The sequence below is a fragment of the Streptomyces pratensis genome (genome assembly GCF_037137275.1).
GTDB lineage: Bacteria > Actinomycetota > Actinomycetes > Streptomycetales > Streptomycetaceae > Streptomyces > Streptomyces pratensis_B.
In genome coordinates this window covers 1-2499 of the sequence record NZ_JBBBEN010000065.1, presented here as the reverse complement: position 1 = coordinate 2499, position 2499 = coordinate 1, and the positions used below count along the sequence as shown (strand labels likewise).

Genomic DNA, 2499 nt, shown 5'->3' with positions numbered 1-2499 from the left:
CCGTAGGGTCGTGAGGACACCTTGGACGCTGTGCCGCCGCCGTAGGGCTGGTGCCAGGTAGGGAGCCGCACGGGCATGGACTGGCAGGATTTCGCGCAACAGATGGCGACGATGGCACGCGACCTGTCGGCGCAAGACTGCGTATCCGACATGTTCGAGCTGATCACCACGTCCGCGACCGAGCTGGTCGAGGGCTGCGACGCCGCCGGCGTCCTCGTCATGCGCGAAGACCGAGTGCGGACCCTCGCAGCCACCGAGCAGTGGGTCACCGACAGCGACCGGCTGCAGGAGCGTCTCCAGGAGGGCCCCTGTTTCGACGCGGCCCGCCACCGGGATGGGGAGCGGGTCTACCGCGTCGTTGACATGACCGCCCCGCATCAGCGCTGGCCCGCCTTCGCGTCTTCCGCCCGCGGACTCGGAGTGGGCAGCATGGTGGGCGTCCTGCTGTTCACCGAGGACGACAACCTCGGCGCGCTGAACCTGTATGCCAGGCATCCTGGACGGTTCAACGAGGTCGGTGAGGCCTCCGCCTGGGTCCTGGCCTCCCACGCTGCCGTCGCCCTCTCCAGCGCACGGGTCCACGAGCAACTGGAGCAGGCGATCGCCTCCCGGCACGTCATCGGTGAAGCCATGGGCATTCTCATGGCCGGCCACGGCCTCGCCGAGAACGAAGCCTTCAACGTCCTGCGTCGCTTTTCGCAGAACCACAACATCAAGCTGCGCGAGGTCGCCCGCCACGTCGCCGAACTCGGTGCCCTGCCCCGGCCGGAGCACGGGGGGAGCGGCTCCCCCGGCACGTGACAGAACCGGAGGAACCTCAGCCGAACCAGCCCCCAGGGGAACGCCGCCGGCCCGGCCTGCACCCGGAGTTCCCAACGTCCGGCAGTCCACACACTGGTGAGCTGAGCACCTCCGGCCGCGGCACACGCCCGCTCCCTCGTTTCCCCGTCACGCTCCCGCCCACCAACAGGGGCTCGCTCCCGGCCGCGTCCCCGCACCTGAGAGCGCCACACCCTCGTCAACGGCGGTCGCCGGGCCCGCCCGGGCGCAATGCCCAGCTGTCTGTCCGTGAGCGGAACCTCGCCTTCTCCGCCCTTCTGGAGGGGAGGGGGCTTGCCGCAGGTGGCCATTGGATCGCGCGGCCCGACTTCCGGCCAGCCCGTACGTGACCGTGATCACGGACGTCCTTCGGCGATGCTGCGTAGGCTTGGACCGTCGCCGCGGTGAGGTCCGTGAGGAGGCCCTCCTCCAAGCACCTGGCGGGGTGTCAGGGAAGTCGGCAACGGTCGGCATGAGTTCTGGAAACCCTGGGGGAAGCCGCCGGGCATGCGACTCGCTGTAGGGTGACGAAACAGCCCTTGACCTGCAGAAACACAGGCAGGGAGCCTACTTGTGGGAGTGCTTTGATGTTGCGTACAATGTTCAAGTCCAAAATCCATCGGGCCACCGTCACCCAGGCCGATCTGCACTACGTCGGTTCCGTGACCGTTGACGCCGCCCTGATGGAGGCCGCCGACCTGCTGCCCGGCGAGCTGGTCCATATCGTTGACATCGACAACGGCGCACGCCTGGAGACGTACGTCATCGAGGGCGAGCGCGGCTCCGGCGTCATCGGGATCAACGGCGCGGCCGCCCATCTCGTGCACCCCGGCGACCTGGTCATCCTGATCAGCTATGCCCAGGTCGAGGACGCGGAGGCCCGAGCCCTCGTGCCGCGGGTCGTCCACGTGGACGCGGACAACCGGATCGTGGCGCTCGGCACCGACGCCTCGGCGCCGGTGCCCGGGAGCCCTACGGAGCGGAGCCCGCAGGCGGTCGTCGCGGGCGGCTGAAGCCGCCGTCCGCGCCTGGGGGACGTCCAGGAGAAGAGGAGTGGGGACCATGGCGGAGAACACAGCTGTAGAGATCACCGACGACCGGGAGCGCGGCTGCCTCGTGGCCCGCGAGGACGGCACGGCGACCGGGAGCATCGCCTACTTCGCCATGGTCCCCGCCCCCGGCGCCCTGGTGGCCGTGCACACCGTCGTCCCGCCCGAGCACGAGGGCAGGGGCATCGCCGGGGCGCTCGTCCGGGAGTTCTACGGCATGGCGGCCCGTGAGGGCGTCCCCGTCGTGCCGCTCTGCCCGTACGTGGTGACGTGGGCGCAGCGCCACCCCGACGAGGCGCCCGGAGCACCGGAAGAGCTCGTAAGAGAGGCGCAGGCGCAGCTGAGGAACCACCCCGAGCTGTTCTGACCGGCCGGGCGACGGGGCGGGACCGGTGCCCGCCGGGCTCGCGGTGATCGCTGTCCGGCCGAGGACCCGGCGCACAGGTGTGGGCTCGGCAGGCGGGGGCAGCCGCTCCGGGAGACGGTGGAGGAGAGCTCCATCCGTCCTGTCCGTGTCGTTGTGGAGGATCGAGATGACCCACCCGTACCCCGACCCGGTGCCGCCCGCGCCGACGCCTCCGCCGGCGCCCGGCCCGCCCACCCCGGTGCCGAGCCCGCCCCCGGCGCCGCC

General features: G+C 70.9%; 3 protein-coding genes. All 3 read left to right on the top strand.

Annotated features, from left to right (window positions below; translation table 11 throughout):
* Positions 1-75 precede the first annotated feature (75 nt).
* The 3 genes from V9U70_RS06025 (at position 76) to V9U70_RS06015 (ending at position 2235) form a co-directional block, all read left to right on the top strand.
* Positions 76-801: a GAF and ANTAR domain-containing protein gene (locus tag V9U70_RS06025; protein WP_336673417.1), complete on the top strand. Its 726-nt coding sequence runs from the start codon at positions 76-78 to the stop codon at positions 799-801.
* A 605-nt stretch (positions 802-1406) separates the two neighbouring features.
* Complete coding sequence (panD, locus tag V9U70_RS06020) at positions 1407-1832, top strand: aspartate 1-decarboxylase (protein WP_336673416.1); 426 nt, start codon at positions 1407-1409, stop codon at positions 1830-1832.
* Positions 1833-1881: 49 nt separating this feature from the next.
* Positions 1882-2235: a GNAT family N-acetyltransferase gene (locus V9U70_RS06015; protein ID WP_336673415.1), complete on the top strand. Its 354-nt coding sequence runs from the start codon at positions 1882-1884 to the stop codon at positions 2233-2235.
* Positions 2236-2499: the final 264 nt, after the last annotated feature.